22 protein-coding genes are annotated in these 26,632 nt (G+C 64.2%); 14 read left to right on the top strand and 8 right to left on the bottom strand.

What is annotated here, in order from left to right:
• Window positions 1–88: 88 nt before the first annotated feature.
• Window positions 89–820: an L-ornithine N(alpha)-acyltransferase gene (olsB, locus tag BLT86_RS25115; RefSeq protein WP_017678079.1), complete on the bottom strand. Its 732-nt coding sequence runs from the start codon at window positions 818–820 to the stop codon at window positions 89–91.
• 148 nt (window positions 821–968) lie between these two features.
• On the opposite strand from olsB, the gene BLT86_RS25120 reads away from it, so the two are divergent.
• From BLT86_RS25120 to BLT86_RS25165, 10 genes are all read left to right on the top strand, one after another.
• Entirely contained in the window at window positions 969–1,859 is an 891-nt protein-coding gene (locus tag BLT86_RS25120) for an acyl-CoA dehydrogenase family protein (protein WP_021488223.1), read from the top strand.
• Window positions 1,860–1,925: 66 nt separating this feature from the next.
• The gene (locus tag BLT86_RS25125) at window positions 1,926–2,711 is read left to right on the top strand and encodes an oxygen-binding di-iron domain-containing protein (protein ID WP_017678077.1); all 786 of its coding nucleotides are present in this window, start codon (window positions 1,926–1,928) and stop codon (window positions 2,709–2,711) included.
• Window positions 2,712–2,794: 83 nt separating this feature from the next.
• Window positions 2,795–3,913 carry a serine hydrolase domain-containing protein gene (locus BLT86_RS25130; protein WP_017678076.1) on the top strand — a complete coding sequence of 373 codons (1,119 nt, stop codon included), beginning with the start codon at window positions 2,795–2,797 and terminating at the stop codon, window positions 3,911–3,913.
• Complete coding sequence (locus BLT86_RS25135) at window positions 3,910–4,230, top strand: hypothetical protein (protein ID WP_017678075.1); 321 nt, start codon at window positions 3,910–3,912, stop codon at window positions 4,228–4,230. Before BLT86_RS25130 ends, BLT86_RS25135 begins: the two co-directional genes overlap by 4 nt.
• Window positions 4,231–4,358: 128 nt before the next feature.
• The gene (locus BLT86_RS25140) at window positions 4,359–4,931 is read left to right on the top strand and encodes a YceI family protein (protein ID WP_017678074.1); all 573 of its coding nucleotides are present in this window, start codon (window positions 4,359–4,361) and stop codon (window positions 4,929–4,931) included.
• A gap of 2 nt (window positions 4,932–4,933) precedes the next feature.
• Entirely contained in the window at window positions 4,934–6,088 is a 1,155-nt protein-coding gene (locus tag BLT86_RS25145; RefSeq protein WP_017678073.1) for a phospholipase D-like domain-containing protein, read from the top strand.
• Between the two features lie 164 nt (window positions 6,089–6,252).
• Entirely contained in the window at window positions 6,253–7,269 is a 1,017-nt protein-coding gene (locus tag BLT86_RS25150) for an alpha/beta fold hydrolase (RefSeq protein ID WP_092380208.1), read from the top strand.
• Between the two features lie 363 nt (window positions 7,270–7,632).
• Window positions 7,633–9,429: a DUF1302 domain-containing protein gene (locus BLT86_RS25155; protein WP_026088688.1), complete on the top strand. Its 1,797-nt coding sequence runs from the start codon at window positions 7,633–7,635 to the stop codon at window positions 9,427–9,429.
• Between the two features lie 27 nt (window positions 9,430–9,456).
• Window positions 9,457–10,824, top strand: a complete 1,368-nt coding sequence (locus BLT86_RS25160) for a DUF1329 domain-containing protein (RefSeq protein WP_231976563.1) — start codon at window positions 9,457–9,459, stop codon at window positions 10,822–10,824.
• Between the two features lie 170 nt (window positions 10,825–10,994).
• Window positions 10,995–13,601 carry a LuxR C-terminal-related transcriptional regulator gene (locus BLT86_RS25165; RefSeq protein WP_092380214.1) on the top strand — a complete coding sequence of 869 codons (2,607 nt, stop codon included), beginning with the start codon at window positions 10,995–10,997 and terminating at the stop codon, window positions 13,599–13,601.
• 258 nt (window positions 13,602–13,859) lie between these two features.
• On the opposite strand, the gene BLT86_RS25170 is transcribed toward BLT86_RS25165, so the two are convergent.
• The 4 genes from BLT86_RS25170 to BLT86_RS25185 all read right to left on the bottom strand — a co-directional run bounded on the left by BLT86_RS25170 (window position 13,860) and on the right by BLT86_RS25185 (window position 18,073).
• The gene (locus BLT86_RS25170) at window positions 13,860–15,203 is read right to left on the bottom strand and encodes a short-chain fatty acid transporter (RefSeq protein ID WP_017678068.1); all 1,344 of its coding nucleotides are present in this window, start codon (window positions 15,201–15,203) and stop codon (window positions 13,860–13,862) included.
• A 190-nt stretch (window positions 15,204–15,393) separates the two neighbouring features.
• The gene (locus BLT86_RS25175) at window positions 15,394–16,575 is read right to left on the bottom strand and encodes an acetyl-CoA C-acetyltransferase (RefSeq protein WP_017678067.1); all 1,182 of its coding nucleotides are present in this window, start codon (window positions 16,573–16,575) and stop codon (window positions 15,394–15,396) included.
• A 131-nt stretch (window positions 16,576–16,706) separates the two neighbouring features.
• Complete coding sequence (locus BLT86_RS25180) at window positions 16,707–17,363, bottom strand: CoA transferase subunit B (protein ID WP_021488233.1); 657 nt, start codon at window positions 17,361–17,363, stop codon at window positions 16,707–16,709.
• Window positions 17,364–17,374: 11 nt separating this feature from the next.
• Entirely contained in the window at window positions 17,375–18,073 is a 699-nt protein-coding gene (locus tag BLT86_RS25185; protein ID WP_017678065.1) for a CoA transferase subunit A, read from the bottom strand.
• A 123-nt stretch (window positions 18,074–18,196) separates the two neighbouring features.
• On the opposite strand from BLT86_RS25185, the gene BLT86_RS25190 reads away from it, so the two are divergent.
• Entirely contained in the window at window positions 18,197–19,081 is an 885-nt protein-coding gene (locus BLT86_RS25190; RefSeq protein ID WP_090336393.1) for a LysR family transcriptional regulator, read from the top strand.
• Between the two features lie 51 nt (window positions 19,082–19,132).
• Here BLT86_RS25190 and BLT86_RS25195 read toward each other — a convergent pair whose 3' ends face one another.
• From BLT86_RS25195 to BLT86_RS25205, 3 genes are all read right to left on the bottom strand, one after another.
• Window positions 19,133–19,726 (bottom strand): nucleotidyltransferase family protein, encoded by a 594-nt coding sequence (locus tag BLT86_RS25195; protein ID WP_026088685.1) that lies wholly within the window; start codon window positions 19,724–19,726, stop codon window positions 19,133–19,135.
• A gap of 2 nt (window positions 19,727–19,728) precedes the next feature.
• Complete coding sequence (locus tag BLT86_RS25200; protein ID WP_090336391.1) at window positions 19,729–21,927, bottom strand: OsmC domain/YcaO domain-containing protein; 2,199 nt, start codon at window positions 21,925–21,927, stop codon at window positions 19,729–19,731.
• Window positions 21,928–22,056: 129 nt separating this feature from the next.
• Window positions 22,057–22,989, bottom strand: a complete 933-nt coding sequence (locus BLT86_RS25205) for a LysR family transcriptional regulator (RefSeq protein ID WP_021488248.1) — start codon at window positions 22,987–22,989, stop codon at window positions 22,057–22,059.
• 212 nt (window positions 22,990–23,201) lie between these two features.
• Here BLT86_RS25205 and BLT86_RS25210 point away from each other — a divergent pair, with 212 nt between their 5' ends.
• From BLT86_RS25210 to BLT86_RS25220, 3 genes are read left to right on the top strand one after another with little or no spacing between them, the layout of a single operon-like run.
• Window positions 23,202–24,278, top strand: coding sequence for a 4-oxalomesaconate tautomerase (locus BLT86_RS25210; protein ID WP_092380216.1), 1,077 nt, complete (start codon window positions 23,202–23,204; stop codon window positions 24,276–24,278).
• A gap of 39 nt (window positions 24,279–24,317) precedes the next feature.
• Window positions 24,318–25,568: an OprD family porin gene (locus tag BLT86_RS25215; protein ID WP_092380220.1), complete on the top strand. Its 1,251-nt coding sequence runs from the start codon at window positions 24,318–24,320 to the stop codon at window positions 25,566–25,568.
• 41 nt (window positions 25,569–25,609) lie between these two features.
• Window positions 25,610–26,590, top strand: a complete 981-nt coding sequence (locus BLT86_RS25220) for a Bug family tripartite tricarboxylate transporter substrate binding protein (protein WP_092380223.1) — start codon at window positions 25,610–25,612, stop codon at window positions 26,588–26,590.
• The last annotated feature ends 42 nt before the right edge of the window (window positions 26,591–26,632 follow it).

The following is a 26,632-nucleotide window of genomic DNA, read 5'->3' on the forward strand; positions in this document are numbered from 1 at the left end:
TATCGTCATATGTTCTGTAGGAGCGAGCTCTGCTCGCGAATGCTGGACACTCTCGTTCGCGAGCAGAGCTCGCTCCTACAGCCGGGTTTCAGACTGCCGCCTTGAAGTGCCGAGCGTAGCGCGGGCACAGCTCGTCGCGCTTGAGCAGGATGAACACGTCGGCCACCTGGAAGTCCTTGTCCCAGCACGGCTCGCCGCAGATTTTTGCGCCCAGGCGCATGTAGGCCTTGAGCAGTGGTGGCATCTCGGCGATGACGTTGCCCGGCAGATCCAGTTGCGGCAGGGGATGTTTGGGCTCGGCACGCAGGTGTTCGGTGCACAGGTAACGTTCGCGCAGACGCTGCATCACGGCATGCGCCTGGATGCCGCCGTCCTGCATGGAGATGCTGGCGCAGCCCATCAGGTAGCGGTAGCCGCCTTCGTTGAGTACCTCGGCCAGTTCGCCCCAGAGCACGGCGATGGTGGCGCCGTTGCGGTAGGCGACATCGACGCAGGTGCGGCCGATTTCCAGTACCGGGCCTTCCAGTTTGGCCAGGCCGTGCAGGGCGAATTCCTCTTCGCTGTAGTAGCGACCGAGACCCGCGGCGGCCTGGTGATCGAGCAGGCGAGTGGTGGCGACCAGTTCGCCGCTGTTCAGATCACGCACGCCGATATGGCTGCAGTGAATGTCGTAGTCGTCCATGTCCAGACCCAGTTCGGCGCCGTTGAGCTTGGCATCGAATTCCGCGCTGAATACGCGGTAGCGCAAGGCCTGAGCTTCACGCAGGGCGGCGGGGCCTTGCAGACGTTCGGCCTGCAGACGGCGAGCGGTTTGAGTCATGCCAGATCCTCCGTGTGCCGGCTGAATGCTTGCAGCCGGTCGATCTTGTTGGGCAAGCTCAGGCTAGGTAGCTGCGGTGTCACCACCGTGACGCTTTTTTTATGCTTATGTGACAGCGGCGCAGATACTGCTGCGAGGAGCCCGTGCGATGCCCTGGTCGAGTCTGTTTCAGCCCAATGAGCGCCTGACTGCCGAGGTGGGCCTGGAAGACTGGTACGCCCGTTTGCTGGAGCGCCTGGGCGGCACGCCGCAACCCTTCGAACTGGCACTGGTGGGCGGCCTGCTGGCGGCCACGCCGGGCTTGGCCTTTCTCGCCGGCTATCAGGCGGCGTTGCGCATGCTGTGGCCGGCGGCGCCCTGGACGGCAGGCGCGCTGTGCGTGACGGAGAACCGCAGCACCCGCCCGGCGGACATGAACACACGTATCGACGGCCTGCAGATCACGGGGCGCAAGGATTTCGTCACCGCTGCCGAATGTGCCGACTGGCTGCTGGTGGCGGCGCGTGAGGAGGACGAGGGGCAGGCGCCGCGTCTGGCTCTGGGCGTGGTACGCCAGGGCGCGCCAGGTGTACGTATCGAGCCGCTGCCGGCCCTGCCGTTGATGCCGGATATCGGCCATGCGCGACTGCACCTGGAACAGGCCCACGGCGAGCGCCTGGCCGGCGACGGCTGGGACGACTACGTCAAACCCTTCCGCACCCTGGAAGACGTGCACGTACTTACCGCTGTTGTCGCCTGGCAGTTTGGCGTGGGGCGCGATTGTGCCTGGCCTGAAACGCTGCTATTGCGCCTGCAGGCGCTGCTGGCCGGTTGTGCCGAGGTCGCGCGGCAGGCGCCCGATGCGCCCACCACCCATCTGCTGCTGGCCGGGTTGTTCGCCGAGCAGCAGGCGTTGGCCGATGAGCTGAAGGTGGCCTTTGCCGGCGGTCCTGCGCATTGGGCCGAGCTGTGGCAGCGCGACAAGGGCTTGCTGCGCATCGCCGAGGCGGCGCGCAGCAAGCGTCTGGAGAAAGCGCGGCGGATTGTCGCCGGCCGTTGATCCATATCAGTACCGTCCTGCGGTCGTGCGCCTAAGGTTGCCTCGCGTTTCTTCTACGAGGTTTCCATGCGCCGCGAGCCCATCGTGCTGTTCGATAACGGCAGCCACCAATGCCTGATGTTCGATGACCTGGTCAGCGGCGAAGGCGTGCAATCCAACCAGTTTCTGATCACCGACAACGAGCAGTACCTGCTGCTCGATCCGGGCGGTGATCTGACCTATACGCCGCTGTCGCTGGAACTGTCCAAGCACATTCCGGTGCAGGACCTGACCTACATCTTCGCCTCGCACCAGGACCCGGACATCATCGCCTCGCTCGACAAGTGGCTGCTGCACACCCGTGCGCGGGTGATCTGCTCCAAGCTGTGGGCGCGTTTTCTGCCGCACCTGACCGCCAACTACCTGGTGTTGAGCCGTGGCATCAACACCTTCGATCGCATCATCGCGTTGCCGGATCGTGGCCAGAGCATCCCGCTCGGCAAATGCTCGCTCAAGGCCGTGCCGGCGCACTTCCTGCACTCGGTGGGAAACTTCCAGGTCTATGACCCGGTGAGCAAGATCCTTTTCTCCGGTGACATGGGCGCTTCGCTGGTCGACGACGCTTCGCCGGTGCGCGACTTCGTCAACCACGTGCCGAATATGGAAGGCTTCCACCGCCGCTATATGGCCGGCAACAAGGCCTGTCGCCTGTGGGCGGCGATGGTGCGGCAGATGGATGTGGAAATGATCGTGCCGCAGCACGGCCGGCCCTTCGTCGGCCCGGAAATGATCAGCGCCTTTCTCTACTGGATCGAGAACCTCGAATGCGGTCTCGACCTGATGGGCCCGGAGGATTACCAACTGCCCAAATGAGGGGCGCAGATGGCGGTTCCGTCGCTTCAAGCCGTCATCATGGCCATGCTAGGGTGCGCCACGATTTCTGATCGAGGCCGCCCATGTCCATCTCCTTGCTTCGTCGACTGAGCCTGGCGCTCGGTTTCAGCCTGGCTGCCAGTACCGCCTTGGCGGAAAACTGGCCGCAACCCGACTGGCAGAGTCAACCCCGTGTCGAGAGCACCGCGCTGGCCGAGCTCGAACAGTACGCCTTCCCGGAACGCGATGACGTCGAACGCACGGGCGTGCGTACCGATGCGCTGCTGGTGATACGCGACGGGCAGATCGTTTACGAGCGCTACGCCGAACCGACCACGGCGCGGACCGCGCACCTGACCTGGTCGATGGCCAAGAGCCTGCTCGCTACCACCCTCGGCGTCGCTTACGGCGAGGGGCGCTTCAAGCTCGATGCACCGGCCGCGCAGTACTACCCGGCGATGGCCGAGCACCCGCAGATCAAGATCGGTCACTTGCTCAACTGGGCCTCGGGCCTGGCCTGGGAAGAGGACTACGAGTATGCGCCGCTGAAATCCTCGGTGGTGGCCATGCTCTACACCCGCGGCCGCACCGACATGGCGGCCTTCACCGCTGCGCATGCGGCGGACGCCGCGCCGGGCACGCGCTTTCGTTATTCCAGTGGCGACAGCAACGTGCTGGCCGCCGCGTTGCGTGGCATGGTCGGCGAGCAGGCTTACGCTGACTATCCCTGGACAGCGTTGTTCGAGCCGCTGGGCATCACCAGAGCGACCTGGGAGCGCGATGCCAGCGGCACCTTCGTTGCGTCGTCCTATGCCTACCTGAGCGCGCGCGACCTGGCCCGTGTCGGCCTGCTGATGCAGCGCGGCGGTCGCTGGGGCGAGCGCCAGTTGCTGCCGGCTGCCTGGGTCGATTTCGTATCCACGCCTTTCGCTGACTACCAGCCGCAGTTGGCCAAGCCGGGGGATGCCGTGCCAGGCGGGCATTGGTGGCTCAACGCCGAACTGCCAGGCAGCACGCGGCCCTGGCCGGATGCACCGGCCGATACCATCGCCGCGCTCGGGCATTGGGGGCAGGGGCTGTACGTGATGCCACAAGACAACCTGCTGGTGGTGCGTTACGCCGATGACCGCGACGGCAGCTTCAACCACAACGAGCTGCTCAAACGCGTGCGTGCGGCCTTCGCCGAAGAGGTGCAGCCATGATCCGTCGCCATCCGATCCGCAGCGCGCTGGCGCTGCTGATGGTCCTGCTGCTGGCCTGGGCCTGGCCTAATCGCGCCCATCTGGCCGCCTTCCCCGACATCATCGGCGCCTACACGGCCAAGGAGTACTGCTCCTGTCGCTACGTCAGCGGCAACCCGGCGGCTTACTGTGAAGGCTATGTGAAGCAGTACGTGCCGATCAGCAGCCTGCTCGATGACGACAGCGCCAAGCGCGTTACCGCCACCGGGCTGGGCCGTACTCACAGCGCGGTCTGGCTGGGCGAGCGGCAGGGTTGTCAGTTGTTGCCGAGCAAGTAGGGCGGGTGAAACCCGCCACCTTGGAAGCGGCGGGTTGCACCCGCTCTACGGTGCTGTGGGCGCCGGGCTTTGCAAGGCTCGCGCTGGCGACTATCGTTGCCGCCTGGTCATGCCGTTTTCGAGTTCTCATGCGCCGTTCGCTTCTCGCCCTGTTGCTTGCCGCTGCCTTGCCCGTTCACGCCGACTGGTACCTGGACAACGAGTCCTCGCGGCTGTCGTTCATCTCCACCCATTCCGGCAGTCAGTCGGAGGTGCATCGCTTTCTTACCCTGCACGGGCAGATCGCGGCCGATGGTCGCGCGCGCCTGCGCGTGGATCTTGACTCGCTGAGCACCGGTATCCCGCTGCGTGACGAGCGCCTGCGCGCCATGCTGTTCGACACTTCGCGTCTGCCCGAGGCGCGCATCAGCGCGCAGGTCAACCTGCCGCAACTCACCGACCTGGCACCCGGGGCGCAGCTGGAATTGCGCTTGCCCCTGCAACTGACCCTCAACGAGCGCACGCGCGAGCTGCATAGCGAACTGTTGGTGACGCGGCTGGATGATCGCCGCTTCCAGGTGGTGACCCTGGCGCCGCTGGTGCTGCACGCCGAAGATTTCGCCCTGGCCAGCGGCATCGAAGCGCTGCGTAAAATCGCCGAACTGCCGGCCATCAGCCTGTCGGTGCCGGTGGGCGCCGTGCTGATCTTTACGGCGCGTTGAGCGTGCATGCGCGCGGCAGCATCTTCCCCTGGCGAGGCGGCAATCGCTTCGAATTGCTGCTGGACGGGTCGGTATTTTTCCCGCGTATGCTGGCAGCCATCGAGGGCGCCCAGCAGCAGGTAGAAATCGAGCTTTACCTGATCGAGGACGGCAGTTGCAGCGAGCGTCTGGTCGAGGCGCTGTGCCGAGCGGCTGAGCGTGGGGTGAGGGTACGTGGTCTGTTCGATGCCTACGGTGCGGCAGGCCTGGGCATCGCATTACGTGAGCGCATGCAGACCGCCGGTGTGCAGCTGCGCTGGTACAACCCGGTGCGCTGGCGGCGGGGTATCCGCAACTTTCATCGCGATCACCGCAAGCTGCTGCTGGTGGACCAGCGCCTGGCCTATGTTGGCGGCACTGGCTCCACCGATGAGTTCTGGCTGCCAGACGAGCCTCGGAGTCCCTGGCACGAAGCCATGGTGGAAATCGAAGGGCCGCTGGTGGGCGACTGGCAGCAGCTGTTCGAGCAACTGTGGCTGGCGCGCTTTTCCTGGCGCCCGAGTTATCAGCCGATACCGCTGAGCCTGCCTGAATGCCCGCCGGCCGGCGTTGGTCTGGGGCGCGTGGCCTATGCCGATGCTGCGCAGCACCGCGACATTCTGCTGTCGCTGTTGCGCGCACTGAAGGGCGCCAAGCAGCGCGTCTGGCTGGCCACACCTTACTTCCTGCCGACCTGGAAAATCCGCCGCGCCCTGCGCCGCGCCGCAGCGCGCGGTGTCGAGGTGCGCCTGCTGCTGGCCGGGCGCAACACCGATCACCCGCCGGTGCGTTTTGCCGGGCAGCGCTACTACCCCAAGTTGCTCAGGGCCGGGGTGCGCATCTTCGAATACCAGCCACGCTTCCTGCACCTGAAGATGGTGCTGGTGGACGACTGGGTCAGCGTCGGCTCGTGCAACTTCGACCACTGGAACCTGCGCTTCAACCTCGACGCCAATGTCGAGGCGCTGGACCCGGATTTCACCCGGGCAGTGACGGCCAGCTTCATCGAGGACTTCGGCGTCAGCCGCGAGATCACCCTCGATGATTGGCACCAGCGCCCCTGGTGGCGCCGCGCGCAACAGCGCCTGTGGGGCTGGCTGGACCGGCTGGCGGTGAATCTGCTGGATCGCTGGCGGTAATCCATGTCGATATCCTGAAGGCTCTATCTCAGGCGTTTCGTTCACATCCAGAAAAGTTTTGCCGCCTTGGTAGCGGAGAGTGGTTGCTATAGTCGACAGCCTTTTTACGCCTGAGCTTGGCCGTGGCAGGCATGCAGTAGCGACTCAGTCAGAGGAATGCGCCCGTGACGAAAACCCTGCTTATCGCGACACTTTCCGCCAGCCTCCTTCCCCTCTCTGTGCTCCAGGCCTCGCCGCAGGCTGGTTATGGCCCGCAGCTGGAAGGTTTCGAGTATCCCCACCCGATCCAGCGCTTCGAATTCAGTTCGCAGCAGCAGGATCTGTCGATGGGCTACATGGACGTGAAGCCAACCGGCCAGGCCAATGGCCGCACAGCTGTGCTGCTGCATGGTAAGAATTTCTGCGGCGCTACCTGGGAGGCGACCATCAAGGCGCTGAGCGATGCCGGCTACCGCGTGATCGCACCGGATCAGATCGGTTTTTGCAGCTCAAGCAAACCGCGTGGCTATCAGTTCAGCTTCGGCCAACTGGCCAGCAATACTGACGCACTGCTCGAGTCGTTGGGGGTGGAGAAGGCCACAATGATCGGTCATTCCATGGGCGGCATGCTGGCCGCGCGCTATACCCTGAACCATGCCCTGCGCGTCGAGAAGCTGGTGCTGGTCAACCCTATCGGTCTGGAGGACTGGCAGGCGGAGGGTGTTCCCTACGTGACGGTCGACCAGCTCTATCAGGGCGAGTTGAAGACCTCCTATGACGGCATCAAGAACTACCAGCTGAAGTTCTACTACAACGGTGTGTGGAAGCCCGAGTACGACCGCTGGGTCGACATGCTCAACGGCATGTATAGCGGGCCAGGCAAAGAGATCGTCGCCTGGAACCAGGCGCAGACGGCGGAGATGTTGTTCACCCAGCCAGTGGTGCACGAGTTCGCCAACATCAAAGCGCAGACCCTGCTGCTGATCGGTGGCAAAGATCGCACCGCCCCAGGCGCCAACCGCGCGCCGGAAGAAATCGCACAGCGCCTTGGCAACTACCCAGAACTGGGCCGCAAGACCGCCGAGGCGATTCCCGAGGCAAAACTCGTGGAGTGGCCGGAGCTGGGCCATTCGCCGCAGGTCGAAGCGCCGGTGCTGTTCCACGAGGTTCTGTTGCGCGAACTGGCGGCCAGCAGCGACTGATCGACCAGGCAGAGCCCGATTCCGGACTCTGCCGATGGTGATCGGGTTAGGCGCTCCCGGCGGCTTTCGTTACAGCCCAGCCTGGTGGCGGAGCTGTCCTGGCTTCGCGGCCCTGTTCGCGGCGCGGCGCCGCTCCTGCAGTTCAGAGCCGTGGCGCATTGGGCAGCATGGCCTGCCAATAAATAGTTCCCCACCTTCCTGATACCTCGTCATTCAGCAGGCTGAGTGTTGCGGCTTGCGCCCCGCGCCAGGGCGCCATTCATCCTTTTGGGCGACAGATGAAATCCCTCCTTGGTGCGCTTATCCGAGGTGTGGTCGCTGCGTAGGGTTCCCTGCAGTTGCACCCCACTTCAGGAGACCCGCATGACAAGAACAACAGGGCCCGGACTATTCCAGCCGCACACCTTGGCTTTGGCCGTCGCCGTCGGTTTTGTCGCACCGGCACAGGCCGTCAACTTCAACATCGGTGAGATCGAAGGGCAGTTCGACAGCTCGCTGTCGGTCGGCGCCAGCTGGTCGATGCGCAGTCCGGATCGCGATCTGATCGGCCCCAACAACGGCGGCCAGGGCCAGGCGCAGACTGGTGACGATGGGCGCTTGAATTTCAAGAAGGGCGAGACCTTCTCGAAGATCTTCAAGGGCATCCACGACCTCGAACTGAAGTACCGCGATACCGGCGTATTCGTGCGCGGCAAGTACTGGTACGACTTCGAGCTCAAGGACGAAAGCCGCCTGTTCAAGGATATCGACGACAGCAATCGCAAGGAGGGCGCCAAGTCTTCGGGGGCGGAAATTCTCGATGCCTTCCTCTACCACAACTACGCCATTGGCGATCTGCCTGGCACGGTGCGGGTCGGCAAGCAGGTGGTGAGCTGGGGCGAGAGCACTTTCATCGGCAACAGCATCAACGCCATCAACCCGATCGACGTGGCCGCCTTCCGCCGCCCCGGCGCGGAGATCAAGGAAGGCCTGATCCCGGTGAACATGCTCTACCTGTCGCAGAGCCTCACCGACCGCCTGAGCATGGAAGCCTTCTACCAGCTGGAGTGGGACCAGACCATCCTCGACAACTGCGGCACCTTCTTCTCCACCGCCGATGTGGCCGCCGATGGCTGCGACAACGGCTACCACATCGGCTCGCCGGCCATCGCGCCGTTGCAGCCGATTGCCGCCGCGTTCGGGCAGGGCTTCCGCGTCGACAGCGAAGGGGTGATCCTGCCGCGTGCCGGTGATCGTGATGCGCGTGATAGCGGCCAGTGGGGCCTGGCCCTGCGCTGGCTTGGTGACGAGACCGAGTACGGCGCCTACTTCATGAACTACCACAGCCGCACGCCCATCGTCAGCACGCAGAACGCCGGGCAGGCGACCTTGAATGCGCTGCCGGGGATCATTGGCACCGCCAATGGCATCGTACCCGGCAGCGGCGCCGGCCTGGCGCAGAGCGTAATGCTCGGTAATGGCCGCTACTACCTGGAGTATCCGGAGGACATCCGTCTCTACGGTCTGAGCTTCTCCACCACGCTACCCACCGGCACCGCCTGGGCCGGCGAGGTCAGCTACCGGCCCAACCTGCCGCTGCAGATCAACACCACCGACATGACCCTGAGCCTGCTCAACCCGATCACCAATGGAGCAGCTGCTCCAGTGGTGGCCGGACCGGGTCAGGACAACGTCGGCTACCGGCGCAAGGAAGTCACCCAGGTGCAGACCACCTTCACCCATTTCTTCGATCAGGTGATGGGCGCCGGGCGCTTCACCCTGGTCGGCGAAATCGGCATGGCCCATGTCGGTGGGCTGGAGAGCCGTGAAGACCTGCGCTACGGCCGCGATTCGCTGTTCGGTGCCTACGGATTCCGTGGCGACACTCACGGCTTCGTCACCAGCACTTCCTGGGGCTACCGGGTGCGTGGCATCTGGGAGTACAGCAACGTGTTCGCCGGGGTGAACCTGCGGCCGAACGTCTCCTGGTCGCATGACGTCGACGGCTATGGCCCCAACGGCCTGTTCAACGAGGGTGCCAAGGCGGTGAGTTTCGGGGTCGATGCCGACTACCGCAACACCTATACAGCCAGCCTCTCGTACACCGACTTCTTCGGTGGCGAGTACAACACCGCGGTCGACCGCGACTTCCTGGCGCTCAGCTTCGGCGTGAGCTTCTAGGCCAACAGGATCAGTTGAGGAATGCAGATGAATACAACCCTGAAGATGCTCGGCGCGCTGTCCCTGAGCCTGCTGGCCAGCGGTGTGCTGGCTGCGGTCAGCGAGCAGGAAGCAGCCAAGCTCGGTACCAGTTTGACCCCGCTGGGCGGCGAGATGGCCGGCAACGCAGCCGGCACCATCCCCAGCTGGACGGGCGGCCTGGCGACCAATGCCGGGCAGGTCGATGCACGCGGTTTTCTCAGTGACCCGTTCGCCGGCGAGCAGCCGCTGTTCACCATCACCGCGCAGAACCTGGAGCAGTACCGCGAGCAGTTGTCGGCCGGGCAACTGGCGATGTTCGCGCGCTATCCGGAAAGCTATCGCATGCCGGTGTACCCGACGCACCGCAGCACGGTGGTGCCGGATGCGATCAACGCTGCGGCCAAAACCAGCGCGCTGAAGACCGGCCTGCGTGATGGCGGCAACGGCCTGACCGGCTTCACCGATAGCCGCTATTACGCCTTCCCGATTCCGCAGAACGGCCTGGAGGTGGTATGGAACCACATCACCCGTTACCGCGGTGGCAACCTCAAGCGCAGCATCGTGCAGGCCTCGCCGCAGACCAACGGCGCCTACACCCTGGTGAACTTCGAGGACGAAGTGGCCTTCCCGGACAACGTCCCCGATATCGATCCGGGCAAGGCGGAAAATGCGCTGCTGTTCTTCAAGCAGCGGGTCACCGCGCCGGCGCGTCTGGCCGGCAACGTACTGCTGGTGCACGACTCGCTCGACCAGGTGGCCGAGCCGCGCATGGCCTGGCTGTACAACGCCGGTCAGCGTCGTGTACGGCGTGCGCCGCAGGTGGCCTATGACGGCCCGGGCACTGCGTCGGACGGTCTGCGTACTTCGGACAACTTCGACATGTTCAACGGCGCCCCGGATCGCTACGACTGGAAGCTGGTGGGCAAGCGCGAGCTGTTCATCCCCTACAACAACTACCGCCTGGCGCTGCCGAGCGTGAAGTACGCCGACATCCTCAAGGCCGGGCACATCAACCAGGACCTGACCCGCTACGAGCTGCACCGCGTGTGGGAAGTGGAGGCGACGCTGAAGTCCGGCGAGCGCAACATCTACGCCAAGCGCCGCTTCTATGTCGACGAGGACTCCTGGCAGATCGCCCTGTCCGAGCACTATGACGGTCGCGGCCAGCTCTGGCGTGTCGGCGAGGCCATGCTGCTGCAGCACTACGCGCAGAAGATCCCGGTCTACGCCCTGGAAGCGCTGTACGACGTCATCGCCGGTCGCTACGTCGCCGTCGGCATGGCCAACGAGGAGAAGATGTCGATCCAGTACGGCACCCAGGCCTCGGCCAAGGACTTCACCCCGGCAGCCCTGCGTAACGCCGGCGTGCGCTGACCACTAAGCAACTCGAAGCAAGCCGGTGTCGCCTTGTGCGCCACCGGCTTTTTTCTGTGCGCCTCTCTCACGTGAATCTCGCGCCATAAGCACCAAGGGGTGGTCGCACGCGGTGAGCGGGGTACCATCGTCTGGTGGTTCAACAATGACAAGCAGAGAGAACCGCTGCCATGCCTACCCTTGCCATCGCCCGTCCGAGTGCGTTGCAGGTGCAACCTGCCGATCTACCGCGATTGCCGCCGTGTGTGGTTTCCCGCCCAGCCCTGCTGCAGCGCCTGCTCGCCAGCGAGTCGCGACTGCGCTTGCTGTGCGCGCCTGCCGGTACCGGCAAGAGCGTGCTGCTCGGCCAGTGCGCACGCCACACACCAGCCGCCGTCGAGCGTGTATGGCTCGATCTCGGTGGCCGCAGCCTGACACCGACGCAGCTGTGCAAGCGACTGGCCGCAGCCATGCAGTTGCCGTTCGACGATGGCGGTGAAGCGGGGCTGATCGATCGGCTGCATGAGCGCGCGGGGCGTTTGTGGATCTTTATCGACGACTACCCGCGACAGGCTGACGATGAGCTCGATGCCTGCCTCGACCGGTTGTTCGCCGCGGCGCCGCAGCAGGTCACCTGGTGGGTCGCCAGCCGCCGCACACCGGCCTGGAACCTGCCGCGCCTGCTGCTGCAGGGCGATCTGCTGGAGCTCAAGGGTGACGAGCTGGCGCTGGATGATGCGGCATTGAATGAGCTGTTGGCGGCGCTGCAGGTGACGCTGGCGCAAGACGTGCGGCAGGCTCTGCTGGAGAGCAGCGAAGGCTGGCTGGCGGCGATTCGCCTGCTGCTGCTCGATGTCGACGAGGATGCGCTGCGTCAGCGTTTGCAGGCTGGTTGCCCGCTGCTACGCGATTACGTACAGCGCGAGGTGCTGGCCGACCTGGACGAAGAGCTGCGCAGCGATCTGCATGCACTGGCCTTGTTGCCGCGTTTTTCCCGGTCGCTCTGCGAGCATCTGCTGGAGGGCCGTGGCAGTGAGCTGCTCGGCGAACTGCAACGACGACAGCTGTTCGTGCGCAGCCTCGACAGCAGCGGCACCTGGTTCCGCCTGTGGCGACCGCTGGCCGAGGTATTACGTCTTCTGCCGGGGGCGCCGGCGCCGGCGCCGATCCATGTGCGCGCCTGCCAGTGGTTCGCTCAGCACGGCGATATTCGCGAGGCCGTCGAACACGCCCTGCTGGCAGGGCAGGTCGAGGTCGCGGTCAATTACCTGCAGCGGTTCAGCCAGGAGCAATTGCTGCAGGGGCACTCTGTCGCGCAGTTCCTGCAATGGCGCGAAGAGCTGCCGGCCTGGCTGTTCGCCAGCTCGCCGCGACTGATCGTGCTGCAGGCCTGGGCCCTGATCATCTGTGCCCGTTTCGATGAAGCTGCCGACTGCATCCAGGGGTTGGCGCATTTCATGCCGCAACCGGATGAGCGCCGCCAGCGCAAACTGATCGCCCATTGGCAGGCATTGACGGGCGTATTGGCGCGTCAGTGCGGACGCCGTGATGCCCGGATGCACTGCGAACAGGCCCTGCAGATGCTGGACGAGGGCAGTTGGTCGCAGCGCGTGCTCTGTTACCAGGCGCTGGCCCAGCAGCATATGGCCGAACATGCGCTGGACCAGGCCAAGCAGGCGCTGGATCAGGGCCTACGCCTGGCGCGGCTCAATGGCAGCCTGATTTTCGAGGCTTTGCTCAATACCGATCACTGCCTGCTGCTGCAGATGCGTGGCGAGGCCGGGCGCGCTGCGGAGCTCGCCGAACAGTCCCTGGCGCTGCTGCGCGAACGCTTCAACCATAGCCCGGTGGTCGCTCGCCTGCTGCTGGTACGGGCCAGCCTGCTGGCTCGTCAGGGTCTCGACGAGGCGGCGCAGCAGGCGTATCGGCTGGGGCTGCAGGAAGCCGAGCACTGCGAGGATGCCTACATCATTTCCGGCTACCTCGGCATGCTGGAGCTGGCGGAAAGTCGTGGCGATCTCGACGAGGCCCATCAGTGGTTGCAGCGGGCCGAGCGAGTGATGCAGTGGTCGCATGTGCCGGAAGTGCGTTACCGCTGTGTGCTGCAGTTGCAGGCTGGGCGGCTGCTGCTGCGTCAGGGGCAGACCGGGCGGGCGCGGGAACTGTTCGCCCAGACGCTGCAGCAGCTGCAGCAACGCCAGCAGCTGGCGCCTTCCGAGTTCTACGATTTGTTGCCGCGCTTGCGTCGTTACCTGGCGCTGAGCGATCTGCTGCTCGGCCACCACGCTGCCGCTGAGCATGCACTGCGCCTGCTGCTGGAGGAATGCCAGCTCGCCGGGCATCGCAGTCTGGCCTGCGAATGTCGGGTCAGCCTGGCCGAGGCGCTGCTCATGCAGGACGAGTTGGAGCAGGCAGATAACCTGTTGCAGCAGGCGCTTGGTGAGGCGCGACAGCTGCGCCTGCTGCGGCCGTTACAGGAGCTGCAGCAGCGTCAGGCGCAATGGCTCGATCGCCTGTTGCCGGGTGAGGCTGGGCAGAACCTGCATCAGCGCCTGTTCGATCCGGCGCCGTGCTTGGATGAGCCGGCCAGTGCCGGTACTGCGCTGCTCAGCTCGCGGGAGTTGGCAGTGCTGCAGTTGATCGCGCAGGGCTGTTCCAATCAGGAAATCGCCGATCGTCTGTTCATCTCGCTGCACACGGTCAAGACTCATGCGCGGCGGATCAACGTCAAGCTCGGCGTGCAAAGACGCACCCAGGCCGTGGCGATGGCCAAGGCGCAGGGGCTGATGGGGGATTGAGTTCGGCCTGCTGCGCGTCGGCGCTGCTGCGTTAGAGGCAGGCTCACAATGCTCATGTACAAAAGTACACTCCGCTTGCTCGCCTGCCTCTGCCTTGCATCGCTCTAGCTCGCGAGGCCTCACAGTGCGGTGATCGCGAGCGGGGATTCAACCGAGCAAATAGTCAGCTCGTAGGGTGGGCTTTAGCCCACCTGGGTTGGTCAGCGTGGGCCGAAGCGGATCGCCGCCCAGCCCACCCTGCAAGGCCTCGCTGCCTGGTCAGCCGAGGAAGTAGAATGCGCCGCAGATCACCACGCCCGAGTACAGCAGCATGATCAGGCAGTAGCCCATGATGTCGCGGGCGCCGAGACCGACGATGCCGAGCAGCGGCAGTGCCCAGAACGGCTGGATCATGTTGGTCCAGGCGTCGCCCCAGGCAATCGCCATGGCGGTGACGGTCGGCGAGACGCCCAGTGCCTGAGCAGCCGGCAGCATGATCGGGCCTTGCACGGCCCACTGGCCGCCACCAGACGGCACGAACACGTTGACCACGCCAGCGCTGAGGAAGGCCAGCAGCGGGAAGGTGTCAGCCGAGGACCAGGAGATGAACGCTTCGGTGATCTGCCGGCCGAGGGAAATACCGTCGGCGTTGGCGCCCATCATCATGCCCATGATCCCGGCATAGAAGGGGAACAGCAGGACGATGCCGCCGATGCCACGCACGCTCTCGTCCACCGCGCGCATGTAGCGCTCTGGGGTGCCGTGCATCAGCAGGCCGCTGAACAGGAAGATGGCGATGACCACGTCCAGGCCAAGCACGAAGCCCTTGGTGGCGAAGTGGTTGAACAGGTAGATACCGGCCATGGCCACCAGTGCCAGACCGAGGATGCGGCTGTCGTCCAGGCGCTGCGCCGGGGTTTCACGAGCCGGCAGTTCCGCACGCGATTCCACCAGTTTGGCTGGGTCGGCGATCTTGGCGCCCTGACGCGGGTGCATGGCGCGGTTGAGCAGCGGCAGGCCGATGAACAGCAGGACCACGATGGTCAGGTTCAACGGGCTGAACAGGGTTTCGGTGATGCTCACTGGATCGGTCAGCACGCCTGCGGTGATGCGCGCCAGATCCGGGCCGCCGGTGGCCATGGACAGCGGAATCGAGCCGGCCAGGCCGCCGTGCCAGACCAGGAAGCCCGAGTAGGCCGAGGCCACCAGCAGCGGGTAATCGACGCCATCGACCTTGCGTGCCAGGGCGCGGGCGAACACCGCGCCGATCACCAGGCCGAAGCCCCAGTTGACCCAGCAACCGACCAGCGCCACCAGGGTGACCATGATGATCGCCTGACCGGGTGTGCGTGCCAGGCCGGCCAGGCGGTCGAGTTGGCGATTGATGATCGGTGCGCTGGCCAGAGCGTGGCCGGTGACGAAGATCAGCGACATCTGCATGGCGAAGCCGAGCAGCGTCCAGAAACCGCTGCTCCAGTGCTGCACCATGGCCGGTAGCGATTGGCCAGTGGAGAAGATACCAGCGAGCAGCACGCCCAGAGTTAGCAAGGCGGAGAAAACGAACGGTGAGGGCAGGTACTTTTGTACCAGGCTCACGCTCATGCGGGTGAGGGTGTTGAACATGGATGACGCCTCTTTCTTATGGTTGTGTAAGGGCTTTACCAGGCATTCAGGGTTGGCTATGCCTGCGGGTTGCAGTGGATATGACAACGCTCGGCCGAGGCCGAGCGGGTGGTTGTGTTGAACCGTAGGGCGGGTGCAACCCGCCATCCCTGTAGTGGCGGGTTGCACCCGCCCTACGTTTTCTAGCTGCTCAGGCGCGCTCGATGGCCAGTGCCACGCCCTGGCCGCCACCGATGCACAGCGTGGCAAGGCCTTTCTTGACATCGCGGCGGATCATCTCGTGCAGTAGGCTGACCAGCACGCGGCAGCCCGAGGCGCCGATGGGATGGCCGAGGGCGATGGCGCCGCCGTTAACGTTGACCTTGTCGGCATCCCAGCCCAGCTCTTGGCCGACCGACAGCGCCTGGGCCGCGAAGGCTTCGTTGGCTTCGATCAGGTCCAGGTCGGCCAGGCTCCAGCCGGCCTTGTCCAGGCAGCGACGGGTGGCCGACACCGGGGCGATGCCCATGATCGCCGGGTCGACACCGGCATTGGCATAGCCTTTGATCTTCGCCAGTACCGGCAGACCCAGCGCCTGCGCCTTGGCCGCGCTCATCAGCAGCACGGCAGCGGCGCCGTCGTTGAGGCTGGAGGCGTTGCCGGCTGTAACGCTGCCGTCTTTCTTGAATGCGGGTTTGAGCTTGGCCAGGGATTCGGCTGTGGTGCCGGCGCGCGGCTGCTCGTCACGGGCGAAGGCGATAGGGTCGCCCTTGCGCTGCGGGATCAGCACTGGAGTGATCTCGGCATCGAAGCGACCGGCCTCGATGGCGGCCACGGCCTTTTGTTGCGATGCAGCGGCGAAGGCGTCCTGGGCTTCACGGCTGATACCGTATTTCTCCACCAGATTCTCGGCGGTGATGCCCATGTGGTAGTCGTTGAAGGCGTCCCACAGGCCGTCGACGATCATGCTGTCGAGCATCTGCGCGTGGCCCATGCGCAGGCCGGTGCGGGCCTTGGGCAGCACGTAGGGCGCCAGGCTCATGTTCTCCATACCGCCGGCGATGATCACCTCGGCGTCACCGCAGCGAATGGCCTGGGCAGCCAGGTGCAGGGCTTTCAAGCCCGAGCCACAAACCTTGTTCAGGGTCATGGCCGGTACGGCATGGGGCAGGCCGGCACGAATGGCGGCCTGGCGCGCGGGGTTCTGGCCACTGCCTGCGGTAAGCACCTGGCCAAGGATCACTTCATCGACCTGGGCTGCGTCGAGACCGGTCTGCTCCAGCAGGCGCTTGATGACGATGGCGCCGAGTTCCGGCGCAGGAATCTCGGCCAGGCTGCCCTGGAAGCTGCCGATGGCGGTGCGGGTGGCGGCAACGATGACGACGTCTTGCATGGGAAATCCTCTTGGCGCGGTAGGGCGGAAAAAGCTTCGCGGATGAATCCGCTCCTACAGGGTGTAGGACATAGCCAAAAAAACGCTCTGTAGGCGCCGTGCGTGGTGGCGCCTACAGAACGGTAGACAACTTAGAAGCTCATTTCCGGTACGTGTTCGGGGACGATCAGCTTGCCGGCGGTCTTGGCGACGATTTCCTCGACGCTCACGCCCGGTGCGCGCTCGCGCAGGATGAAGGCGTTGTCCTCGATCTCCAGGTAGGCCAGATCGGTCAGCACCTTGCGAATGCAGCCGCAGCCGGTCAGCGGCAGACTGCAATGCTCCAGCAGCTTGGATTCGCCGTCCTTGGACGCGTGGGTCATGGTAACGATGATGTTGTCGGCGCCGGCCACCAGGTCCATGGCGCCGCCCATGCCCTTGACCAGCTTGCCGGGGATCATCCACGAGGCGATATTGCCGCGCACGTCTACCTCAAAGGCGCCGAGCACGGTGAGGTCGACGTGGCCGCCACGGATCATGGCGAAGGACTGCGACGAGTCGAAGATCGCCGCGCCCTTGATCGCGGTGACGGTCTGCTTGCCGGCGTTGATCATGTCGGCGTCCACTTCTTCTTCGGTGGGGAAGGCGCCCATGCCGAGCAGGCCGTTCTCTGACTGCAGCATCACCTGCATGCCTTCGGGTACGTAGTTGGCCACCAGGGTGGGAATGCCGATGCCGAGGTTGACGTAGAAGCCGTCCTGCAGCTCGCGGGCGACGCGCTGGGCCATTTGTTCACGGGTAAGAGCCATGGTCTTTCTCCTCAGGCGCGCAGCGTGCGTTTTTCGATGCGTTTCTCGAAGTTGCCGCAGATCAGCCGGTCGACGTAGATGCCGGGGGTGTGAATCTGCGTCGGGTCGAGTTCACCGGGTTCGACGATCTCCTCGACCTCGACCACGGTGATGCGCCCGGCAGTGGCGACCACCGGGTTGAAGTTCTGCGCGGTGTGGCGGTAGACCACATTGCCGAAGTGGTCGGCTTTCCAGCCCTTGACGATGGCGAAGTCGCCGGTGATGGCCGGCTCGAGGATGTAGTGGCGGCCGTTGATTTCGCGCGCTTCCTTGCCTTCGGCGACCGGGGTGCCATAGCCGGTAGCGGTGAAGAAAGCGGGGATGCCGGCGCCGCCAGCGCGCAGCTTCTCGGCCAGGGTGCCTTGCGGGGTGAGTTCGACTTCCAGCTCGCCGGAGAGCAGTTGCTGTTCGAACAGGGCGTTCTCGCCGACGTAGGAGGCGATCATCTTGCGGATCTGCCGGTCTTCCAGCAGCACGCCGAGGCCGAAGCCATCGACGCCGCAGTTGTTGGACACCACGGTCAGATCGCGCACGCCACGACGGCGGATCTCGGCGATCAGGTTCTCGGGGATGCCGCACAGGCCGAAACCGCCGGCCAGTACGGTCATGCCGTCCTGTAGGCCGTCCAGGGCTTCTGCATAGCTGCCGACGCGTTTGTCGAGTCCGCTCATTCGAGGCTGCCTCTCTTTTGTCGTTATGGGGCAGGAGCACTGCCAGGCTGCGGTCAAGCTTCAGTGCTGCGAGCTTATTTGTTAAGTTTGTTTTTCCTCTTGATTGATCAGGTAAATAAATCAATGACCGTCAAGCAGCTACGCGCCTTTCTCGCCGTGGCGCAAAGCCTGAGCTTCGCCCAGGCCTGCGAACGCCTGCATCTGTCGCAGCCGGCGCTGAGCCTGGCGATCAAGAATCTGGAGCAATCGCTCGGTGGCCAGTTGCTGGTGCGCACCACCCGTAGCGTGGCGCTGACGCCCGAGGGCGAGACGTTGCTGCCGATTGCCGTGCGCCTGCTGGCCGACTGGGACAATGCCGAGGACCTGCTGCGCCAGCACTTCACTTTGCAGATGGGCAAGGTGGCGGTAGCAGCCATGCCCTCGTTCGCCGGTAACCGCCTGCCGGCGGCGTTGCGCGCCTTTCGCGACGCCTACCCACGGGTCAACGTGGCGGTGCACGACGTGATCAACGAGCAGGTGATGGAGATGGTGCGCGACGGTCGCGTCGAGCTGGGTATCGCCTTCGAGCCGGCGACCCTCGACGGCCTGCAGTTCACCCCGTTGTACGAGGACCGTTTCGTTGCCGTGGTGCCGGCAGCCAGCAATCTTGCCGACCACGAAGCGCTGACCTGGGCGCAACTGCTGGAACAACCCTTCATCACCCTGCAACGGCCTTCGGCGGTACGCCTGCTGCTGGAAGACAGCGTGACCTCCAGCCACGGCAAGCTGCCGGTAGCGTTCGAAAGTCATCAGTTGGTCACGGTCGGGCGCATGGTTGCCGAAGGCCTCGGCGTCAGCGCCGTGCCGCAACTGTGCCGGCAGCAGATGGAAGAGCTGGGCGCCCGCTGCCTACCGCTGAGCGAGCCACAGGTGTCGCGTCGCGTCGGCCTGCTGCACCAGGCCGGGCATCAGCTATCCAGCGCGGCGCAGGCGTTGAGTGAGGTGCTGCTGCATCAGGCCGGGCAGTAGGGCGGGTGAAACCCGCCGCCTGCGTTGTGGCGAGTGAACCCCTTGGCGGACCTATAACTGAGACAGGTCTGCCGGGGTGTCGATGTCCTGCAGTACGCCAGGATCGTTCAGCTCGACGATGCGCACAGCCTCGGGGTGCTGCTGCAGCACCGGCTTGGCGCCGGCATCGCCGTTCAGCGTCGCGAGCTGCGGCCAGAAAGCGCGGCCGAACAGCACCGGGTGGCCGCGTTTGCCCTGGTAGCTGGGCAGCACGATGGCGTTCGCGCTGGCGTGAGCGAACAGGGTTTCCAGGCTGTCGCGGCGAATCGCCGGCATATCGGCGAGAAAGATCGCCACTGCCTCGGCGCCGGATTCGGCCAGTAGTCGCTCGGCGCCTACCGCCAGGCTGTGGCCCATGCCCTGGGCGGTGGCCGGGTTCTGCACGATACGCACACCCGTCGGCAGATCCAGCGCTGCTGGCGCTTCGTCCGGGCGTAGCACCAGCCAGACCTCTTCCAGCATCGAGCAGGGCAGTGCCAGGCTGGCGCTGAGCAACGAGCGGCCGTCGGCGAGTTCCAGCCGGCGCTTGTCGGCACCGAAGCGGCGGCTATAACCGGCCGCCAGCATCAGCGCTGCGACTCTGTGGGTTGGGCGCTCGCTGACCATGTTCAGCCGGCCAGCCCGGCTGCTTTGGCGCGCGCAGCGTGCAGTTTCTTGTAGCTGTCGATCAGGCGCAGGTGCTTGTCCAGGCCTTCGAGTTTCATGCTGGTCGGCGTCAGGCCATGGAAGCGCACGCTGCCGTCCACCGAGCCGATCACTGCATCCATGCGCTCGTTGCCGAACATACGGCGCAGGTTGTGCTCGTAGTTGGCCAGCTCCAGCTCGTCGTCCAGCTGGATCTCCAGCACGGCGTTGACCGCCTGGTAGAACAGGCCGCGCTCGACGGTGTTGTCGTTGTACTGCAGGAAGGCCTCGACCAGCTCCTTGGCATCGTCGTATTTCTTCAGCGCCAGGTTGATCAGCAGCTTCAGCTCGAGGATGGTCAGCTGGCCCCACACCGTGTTGTCGTCGAACTCGATGCCGATCAGCGTGGTGATATCGGTGTAGTCGTCGACCTCGGTGTTGTTGAGGTTGCGCAGCAGCGACTTCAGTTCGCGGTCGCTCAGGCTGTGCAGGTTGAGGATGTCCTTGCGGAACAGCAGCGCCTTGTTGGTGTTGTCCCAGATCAGATCCTCGACCGGATAGATTTCCGAGTAGCCCGGCACCAGGATGCGGCAGGCGTTGGCGCCGAGATCGTCATAGGTGGCCACGTAAACCTCCTTGCCCATGTCCTCGAGGATGCCGAACAGGGTCGCGGCTTCCTGCTCATTCGAGTCGCTGCCTTCGCCGGAGAAATCCCATTCGACGAATTCGAAGTCCGGCGTGGCGCCGAAGAAGCGCCAGGACACCACGCCGCTGGAGTCGATGAAGTGCTCGACGAAGTTGTTCGGCTCGGTCAGCGCCAGGCTGTCGAAGGTCGGCTGCGGCAGGTCGTTGAGGCCTTCGAAGCTGCGGCCCTGCAGCAGTTCGGTGAGGCTGCGCTCCAGCGCCACTTCCAGGCTCGGGTGCGCTCCGAAGGAGGCGAATACGCCGCCGGTGCGCGGGTTCATCAGGGTTACGCACATCACCGGGAATTCACCGCCGAGGGAAGCATCCTTCACCAGCACCGGGAAGCCTTGTTCCTCCAAGCCCTTAATGCCGGCGACGATGCCCGGGTACTTGGCCAGCACTTCCTGCGGCACGTCCGGCAGGCACAGCTCGCCTTCGAGGATCTCGCGTTTCACCGCCCGCTCGAATATCTCCGACAGGCACTGTACCTGGGCTTCGGCCAGGGTGTTGCCGGCGCTCATGCCGTTGGACAGATACAGGTTCTCGATCAGGTTGGACGGGAAGTACACCGTCTCGCCGTCGCTCCTGCGCACGAATGGCAGCGAACAGATGCCGCGCAGGGTGTTGCCCGAGTTGGTGTCATACAGGTGCGAGCCGCGCAGTTCGCCATCCGGGTTGTAGATAGCCAGGCAATGCTCGTCGAGGATTTCCTCGGGCAGCGCATCCTTCGGGCCCGGCTTGAACCAGCGCTCGTTGGGGTAGTGGACGAACTCGGCGCTGGCGATGTCCTCGCCCCAGAACTGGTCGTTGTAGAAGAAATTGCAGTTCAGCCGCTCGATGAACTCGCCCAGGGCCGAGGCCAGTGCGCTTTCCTTGGTCGATCCTTTGCCGTTGGTGAAGCACAGGTTCGACTGCGCGTCGCGAATGTGCAGCGACCAGACGTTGGGCACGATGTTGCGCCAAGAGGCGATCTCGATCTTCATGCCGAGGTCCGCGAGGATGCCCGACATGTTGGCGATGGTCTGCTCCAGCGGCAGATCCTTGCCCGGGATGTAGGTGGTGGTGTCACTCACCGGCATCAGCAGCGCCTGGGCATCGGCGTCGAGGTTGTCGACTTCCTCGATGATGAATTCGGGGCCCTGCTGCACCACCTTCTTCACGGTGCAGCGGTCGATGGAGCGCAGGATGCCTAAGCGATCCTTCTCGGAAATGTCCGCCGGCAGCTCGACCTGGATCTTGAAGATCTGCGCGTAGCGGTTCTCCGGGTCGACGATGTTGTTCTGCGACAGGCGAATGTTCTCGGTGGGAATGTCGCGCGTCTGGCAGTACAGCTTGACGAAGTACGCCGCGCACAGCGCCGAGGAGGCCAGGAAATAGTCGAACGGCCCCGGCGCCGAGCCATCGCCCTTGTAGCGAATCGGCTGATCGGCAATCACCGTGAAGTCATCGAACTTGGCTTCGAGGCGAAGGTTGTCGAGAAAGTTGACCTTGATTTCCATGGGGCAATACCAGCGAGCGAAACAAAATGGCGGCCATTATCCGGGTTTTCGGCGGCCTGTCTTGCTCGGTGGTTGCTGATGAAAGCGCGTCGGACCGGCGGCGAGTGCGACGCCGGCCCAAGAGATAGCTCAGCTTTCGAGTTCGGCAGGGTTACTGGTGCCGATGGAGGTGTAGCTCGGCCATTGCCGCAGCAGGGTTTCGACGAACTGTTCGGCTGCCGGCGACAGCGAAGAGCCGCGGCGGCGTACCAGGCCCAGCGTACGACTGATCACCGGATCGACCAGTGGCCGGCTGACCAGAATCGGATGATCCTCGGCCGGCATCGCCAAGCTGGGGAGGGCGGCGATGCCCAGGCCGGCCTCGACCATGCCGAGTGATGTCGACAGATGCTGCACCTCGTAGAACCAGCTTGGGCGCCAGTCGAGATGGGCCAGGCCGTGATCGAGCAGCACACGGTTGCCACTCAGGCGGCCGACGCCGATCAGGCGATAGTCGCTGAGCTCGCGCCAGGCCACTTCTGGCTGCTTGGCCAGGGGATGGTCACGCCGGCAGGCGAGCACGAAGGGCTCATTGACCAGCGGGGTGAAGTCGATCTCTGCGCTCTGCCCACTCTGCATGTTGATACCGAAATCCGCTTCGCCGCGAATAACCGCTTCCAGCCCTTCATGGGCGCTGAGGTCGAGGATACGGATGCGGATCTTCGGGTACTGCAGGTTGAAGGCGCGGATCACCGTCGGCAGGAAGTAGAAGGCCGCCGTCGGGATGCAGGCGAGGGTGACCTGGCCGGACTGGCGCTCGGCCAGTTCGCGGATGCCGAGGATCGAGCGCTCAAAGTCGTCCAGCAGGCGCTGCGCCTTGGGCAGAAAATCCCGGCCCACGGCAGTCAGGCTGACCCGACGCGTGGTGCGATCCAGCAACTGGATGCCGAGGCTTTCTTCCAGTTTCTGCATGCGCCGGGTCAGGGCCGGCTGGGACAGGTGGATGGCGTTGGCGGCCTCGTGAAAGTTGCCGAACTCGGCGATTTTCACGAAAGCGCGGATGTCTTGCAGTTCGTAATTCATGCGCTTGGGTTATCAGTCGTGCGTATTTTTGTTTGAAATTTACCAATGAACCCTAGTCTTTCGGCTCAGGACTGGCAAGCGAGGAAATATGCACATGCATTAATGCGTTAAATGGAATAAATATCAAAATATATGCATTTTACAGAATAAATATCCGCTCCCCATAATCGACGCAAAGCAACAATCACTGGTTTTATTGCGTTGGAGGCATCATGCGGACGGTACCTTGTGTACTCATGCGAGGCGGTACTTCGAAAGGGCCGGTCTTTCTGGCCAATCACCTGCCCACGGACCCGCAACAGCGCGACGAGGTATTGCTCAGCCTGATGGGATCGGGCCATGAGCTGGAAATCGATGGTATCGGCGGCGGCAGCCCGCAGACCAGCAAGGTGGCGATCGTCAGCCGCTCGCCGCATCCGGACGCCGATGTCGACTACCTGTTCGTGCAGGTCATGGTCACCCAGCGCCGCGTCGACACCGCGCCCAACTGCGGCAACATGCTCTGTGCCATCGGTCCTTTCGCCATCGAGCACGGCCTGGTCAATGCCGGTTCGCCGATGACCCGGGTGCGCATTCGCAACCTCAATACCAACACCTTCGTCGATTCCGACGTGATGACCCCCAATGGCCGCGTGCGCTATGACGGCGACACCGCCATCGACGGCGTACCTGGCACTGCCGCGCCGATCAAGCTGACCTTCCTCAATGCCGCTGGCGCCAAGACCGGCCGCCTGCTGCCCACCGGCCGCGTGCGTGACGAGTTCGACGGGGTCGTGGCCACCTGCATCGACATGGCCATGCCGATGGTGCTGCTGCATGCCGAGGCGCTGGGCAAGACCGGCTACGAGTCACCGGCTGAACTGGATGCCGACAGCGCCTTTCTCCAGCGCCTGGAACGCATTCGCCTGCAGGCCGGCCTGGCCATGGGGCTTGGTGACGTGTCGCAGATGGTCATTCCCAAGCCGGTGCTGCTGGCACCTGCACGCCATGGCGGCACGCTGAGCGTGCGCTATTTCATGCCGCATACCTGCCACCGCTCGGTCGCTGCCACCGGTGCCATCGGCCTGGCCACGGCCTGCGCGCTACCCGGCAGCGTCGCCCATGACGTCGCGCCCATCGAAGGCGAGGCGCTGGTACGCCTGGAGCATCCGGGCGGGCAGATCGAGGTTTCCCTGCAGCCTGCCGCTGATGGCAACCCCGACAACCTGCGTGCCTCGCTGGTGCGCACGGCCCGTCGCCTGTTCTCGGGTGAGGTGTACATCCCCAGCCTGAGGCGCACCGGCAGCTGATTTCGCTTCACCACAACCACACCCGTAGGGCCAGTCACAATGATAAGAACAAGATCCCTCAGTTGCTCCGTCGTCGGTATGACGGTCATGGCGCTGCCTGCTGTCGGTGCCAGCGCTGCCGGTTTCATCGAGGACAGCAAGGCCAGCCTGGAGCTGCGCAACTTCTACCTCAACCGCGACTTTCGCGAGAATGCCGGGCAGAACAAGCGCGAAGAATGGGCGCAAGGCTTCATCCTCAACCTGGAGTCCGGCTACACCCAGGGCACCGTCGGTTTTGGTGTCGATGCCATCGGCATGCTGGGTCTGAAACTCGACTCCTCGCCAGATCGCAGCGGCACCGACCTGCTAACGCGTGACAGCCGCAATCGCGCCGAGGACGATTACAGCAAGCTGGGCGTGACCGGCAAGGTGCGTTTCGCCGAGAGCCAACTGCGCGTGGGCACGTTGTTGCCGAAGATGCCCTACCTGCAATACAGCAACGCACGCCTGCTGCCGCAGGTGTTCGAGGGCTGGCAGCTGCAGAGCAAGGACCTCGAACGCGCCACCTTCACCCTGGGCGAGATCGACCGCGTGGTGCAGCGCAGCGTGTCCGGCTCCGAGAAACTGTCGCTGAACAACAAGAACGGCCGATTCGGTCGCAGCCCCGAAAGCGACGAGCTGCGCTTCGCCGGCGTCGATTACGCGATCAACCCGCAGTTGCTCGCCAGTTATCACTACGCCGAACTGAGCGACGTCTATCGCCAGCATTTCCTCGGCCTGCAACACAGCCTGGCACTGGGGCCTGGCAAGCTGAAAAGCGACCTGCGTTATTTCAGCAACAGCGAAGCTGGGCGCGAGCTGGTTGGTGACATCGACAACCAGGTCATCAACGGCATGTTCACCTACAGCGTCGCCGGCCATGCACTGGGCCTGGCTTATCAAAAGATGCTTGGCGACGATGGCTTCACCTATGTCGACGGGGCCACGCCTTACCTGACCAACTTCCTGCAGATCAACGACTTTGCCGGCCCTGACCAGCGTTCCTGGCAATTGCGCTACGACTTCAACTTCGCCAGCGTCGGCGTACCGGGCCTGACCTTCATGACCCGCTACGTGCGCGGTGATCAGGTCGACCTGGCGGCAGGCGAAGGGCGTGAGTGGGAGCGCAACACCGATATCGCCTACGCCTTTGGCGATGGCCCGCTGAAGAATCTCAAGGTGACCTGGAGAAATGCCACCTACCGATCGAGCTTCGTCCGTGATCTGGACGAGAATCGCCTGATCCTGAGTTATATCGTGCCGCTCTGGTAATGCATCGGCTTTACATACAAGACCAATAAGAGGAACCCATCATGATCACCTGCTCTCTGCGCCGCATTCTGCCGCTGTCTTTCGCCGTACTGCTTGCCAGTGGCTCGGTACTGGCTGGCGAACCCTCCCGTCCGGAGTGCATCGCCCCAAGCAAACCAGGCGGCGGTTTCGACCTGACCTGCAAGCTGGCTCAGGCTGGTTTCAAGGATGAAGGCCTGCTCAAATCGCCGATGCGTGTTACCTACATGCCGGGCGGCATCGGCGCCGTGGCCTACAACTCCATTGCCGCCAACCGCCGTGCCGAACCCGGCACCCTGGTGGCCTTCTCCGGCGCCTCGCTGCTCAACCTGGCGCTGGGCAAATACGGTCGTTTCGACGAGACCGCGGTGAAGTGGCTGGCCACCGTTGGTAACGATTACGGCACTTTGGCGGTACGTGAGGATTCTCCCTACAAGAACCTCGATGATGTGGTGCAGGCGCTGAAGAAAGACCCGAAAAGCATCGTGGTTGGTGGCGGCGGCAGTGTCGGCGGCCAGGGCTGGGTGAAAATAGCCCTGCTGGCCCGCGCCGCGGGTGTCGATCCGCGCGATCTGCGTTACGCGGCGTTCGAGGGTGGTGCCGAGCACTACATGGCGCTGATGGGCGGCCACGTGGATCTGGTCACCGGCAGCGCCAGCGAGATTCGCGCGCAGCAGGGCAACAAGATTCGTACCCTGGCGATCTTCAGCGAGGAGCGCCTGGGCGGTGACCTGGCTTCGATCCCCACCGCGCGTGAGCAGGGCTACGAGATCCATTGGCCGCTGATTCGCGGCTACTTCCTCGGCCCTGACGTGAAAGAGCAAGACGTGGCCTGGTGGCAGGAGCGTTTCGCCAAGCTCGCGGCTTCCAGCGACTTCCAGGCCTACCTGGCCGACCGCGATGTACTGCCTTACTACGTGACCGGGCCGGAGCTGGATGCGCTGGTCAAGAGTCAGGTCGCGGAGTACCGCAAGCTGGGTCGCGAGTTCGGCCTGGTCGAGTAACCAAGTTCCCCATGCGCCGTCACTGACGGCGCAGCGTTCTGG

Source organism: Pseudomonas sihuiensis (assembly GCF_900106015.1).
In the GTDB taxonomy this organism is placed as follows: domain Bacteria; phylum Pseudomonadota; class Gammaproteobacteria; order Pseudomonadales; family Pseudomonadaceae; genus Aquipseudomonas; species Aquipseudomonas sihuiensis.